We start from the raw sequence: 3,106 nt of genomic DNA on the forward strand, positions 1-3,106 counted from the left end.
TTATTCCACGATATATAAAACCACCCCCTCCCTTGCCTTAACTTAATGCCATTGGGTATTGGGGACCCCCGTACATTTCTTGGGGCCCTATTCTTAGGGGCTGATGGAGTTTACTTGGGTTCGGCTTTAATGGCTACTAAAGAGTGCCCTATATCTGATAAAATAAAAGAAAATATGATAAGAGCACAACCAAACCATCCCGATCTCATACGTGAGCTGCTTGCTCCTCCTATTCCCAAGGATTATGTTAAAGTTATGGAGATGAGGGATAAAATGTCATTCGAGGAATGGACTGCTTCATTGGAGAGGGTAATGCTCAAACAGCAGAATTGGAATGATGCTGATCCGATATGGATAAATGCTGAAGTATTAACGAGTAAGGATTCCGCAGCCACTGAGTTATTCCCTTCACTAGGAACTCGACCTAAAGGTCCGTTTTCTTTTGCTTGCGGCTATGTAGACCGAATTGTAACAGTAAAGGAATTTATTGAAAACATGGTTGAGAGGGCAGAAAAGATTCTAATAGAAAAGGCAGAACAATGGGAGTTAAGTAAATAAAAATCAGTAATAAAAATGTAAGCCGGCATTATATCAAAAGTTGGGCTTAAATTGAATTGCTTGAAATAATTGTCGTTAGGGTATTTAAACTATATTACTTGTTCATTTTTCAGTTGCTTTATTTCTTCTTCACTGTATCCTAAGCTTAAGAGGATTTCTTTGGTTTGCTCCCCTAGGTGGGGGGCGCGCATTTTAATTTCTCCAGGAGTCTTTGTAAATTTGATGGGAATTCCAGTCTGTTTCAATTTGCCAACTTCGGGATTATCGAGTTCTACAACCATCTTTCTTGTTTTAACTTGGGGATCGTTAAAGGTTTCCTCAAATGTATAAACCGGGCCCACGCAAATATCGTGTTCCCAAAGCATTTTCACCCATTCGTCTCTATTTTTTGTGAGGAAAATCTTTCTCAGTTCCTCTGTTACTGTATCCAATTTATCTAATTGCATCGTGCGGAAAGATTCGTCTATTTTTCCGAGATCTTCTCTTCCAATGGCTTTGAACAAGTTTCTCCAGAACTTATCCTCTAAGGAGCCCATAGAAATATATTTGCCGTCCTTAGTCTCGTAAACATTGTAAACAGGCAATGCTCCGGATAATAGCATCTCGCCTCTTTTTGGATTAGTTTTTTCTACGAAATATGCTGCAGCGTGAACGGTAAGCCATGAGACCACACCATCAAGCATGGCATAATCTATGTACTGTCCTTTACCAGTCCTATCTCTAGAGATTATTCCTGCGAGAAGTGAGAAGGCCGCGAACATTCCCCCTGATAGGTCCGCAATCTGTACACCGGGTATTACTGGGGGACCGTTACGCTCACCGGTGATTCCCAGTATTCCTGCGATTCCAATGTAATTTATGTCGTGTCCTGGTAAATCCCGATAGGGCCCATCCTGTCCATAACCGGTAAGCGAAAGGTATACTAATTGTGGATTTATGTCTTCTAATTTTTCGTAATCGATACCAAGCTTTTTCGCCACCCCGGGCCTGAAACCCTCGATAAGAGCATCATATTTTTCGACTAGTTTGTATAGAATTTCTCTTCCCTTATCTGCCTTTAGGTTAATGGTTATACTCTTCTTATTTCGGTTTAAAAGGTGGTGCATTGCGCTCTCCTGTCCAACAATTGGCGGATACCATCTTACATAATCTCCGAGAAAAGGGTCTTCAACCTTAAGTATATCCGCTCCAAGATCGGCTAAGAGGAGGGTACAATAACCTCCAGGCAAAAGACGAGTTAAGTCCAAAACCTTTATTCCATCAAGGGGACCCATAGACTCAACTTCCATTAAAAATCTATTATTAAAAGGCAAATCCGGTTCTCCATCAAAATCCTTAATTCCGGACAGGGAAGGTGCAGATGATTAAGGCATATTAAGTTTTCGCAATGAAAAAATTTTGGATTTTGAAGTTTAAATTAAATTAAATTTATCAAATTTTTTAAAGTATAAACTCGTAGGGCTTGCACAGTTTTTATTTAATTTTCATAGAAAATTTTTGATTTCTGTGACTTTGGAAATGTCGCTTCCGAGATGAAGAGCAACTATTCCAGGACACGCATTATTCGCTTTCTCTACGTTGGACAGGTGATCGTCAACAAAGAGTACTTCTTTACAGTTGATTATTATTCCATCATTTTTTTCTAAGAGTTCTAGTATGTTTTTGATGTTTTGACCCTTATCATTCCAATTAACCTGTGGATAAATAAAGTAATGGTTTAATCCAAATAGTTCTAAGCATTCCATAACTCGGTTTGGCTCACTGTCATTTAGGCTGACCAAGGAAATCAAAACGCCTTTATCTTTAAGAGTTTCCAACAGCTCCCTTAGACCGGTAAAAAGCGTTATTCTCTTGCCCTCAGAGTCTATAATTTCATCATTTACTCTTTTAAGAGGAGGGACAAAGAGACTTACCCAGTAACCGTATGATGCCCATAGAGTCTCATCGGCATCAAAAATCACAAGTTTAATCATTTGAAATCACTCTATACTCCACTTAGGAAGTTATAGATTACTAAAAATAGATTCTACTTTTATCTTTTTTTAAATGAAGCCATACTTTAGAAGAATTTCCAAATGGAGAAAACCTAGGAACCCGGAAACTAGGGGAGGAGTTTAATGTTTGGGCGTTAGCTCTATATCCGCTACACAATACACGTTCAGGAACTTTACCGTTATATTACAGTCGAAGTTTCCGTTTAGGGCAGGAGTTTTAGCTATGCATTCTTCCCACATTTCTTTTACCTGTTGTACGTTATTCAACCCCATTTTCCTGAGTTCCTTTTTTAATGCAACAGCCTGCATTTTTTTAGTTTCAGTTTCTAATTCCATTTTACATGTCCACACTTCTGCCATTGTCATTTTGCTCACTAATATAGAATGGCGCCAAATTACTATTTTAAATCTTTTGCCTAATTTTGTGAATATCGCAATAAAAAACCTAAAAATTAAATTTTTATATAGAATTTTTTATGAAATCTACATAAAAATATATATAATTAGAAATATTTCGCATAAATGAGTTATACTTCGGAGAGTTGAATATATAA

The 3,106-nt window shown here is 37.8% G+C and carries 4 protein-coding genes; 1 reads left to right on the forward strand and 3 read right to left on the reverse strand.

Annotated features, from left to right (window positions below):
• Positions 1-114: 114 nt before the first annotated feature.
• The gene (locus ACUVXA_RS18830; protein WP_445872829.1) at positions 115-558 is read left to right on the forward strand and encodes a hypothetical protein; all 444 of its coding nucleotides are present in this window, start codon (positions 115-117) and stop codon (positions 556-558) included.
• Positions 559-647: 89 nt separating this feature from the next.
• Here the strand turns inward: ACUVXA_RS18830 and ACUVXA_RS18835 are convergent, their stop codons facing one another.
• From ACUVXA_RS18835 to ACUVXA_RS18845, 3 genes are all read right to left on the reverse strand, one after another.
• Positions 648-1,871, reverse strand: coding sequence for a CaiB/BaiF CoA transferase family protein (locus tag ACUVXA_RS18835; RefSeq protein WP_445872830.1), 1,224 nt, complete (start codon positions 1,869-1,871; stop codon positions 648-650).
• A 171-nt stretch (positions 1,872-2,042) separates the two neighbouring features.
• Entirely contained in the window at positions 2,043-2,531 is a 489-nt protein-coding gene (locus ACUVXA_RS18840; protein ID WP_445872831.1) for a magnesium-dependent phosphatase-1, read from the reverse strand.
• 141 nt (positions 2,532-2,672) lie between these two features.
• Positions 2,673-2,918 (reverse strand): hypothetical protein, encoded by a 246-nt coding sequence (locus tag ACUVXA_RS18845; protein WP_445872832.1) that lies wholly within the window; start codon positions 2,916-2,918, stop codon positions 2,673-2,675.
• Positions 2,919-3,106 lie beyond the last annotated feature (188 nt).

Source organism: Candidatus Jordarchaeum sp. (assembly GCF_052745115.1).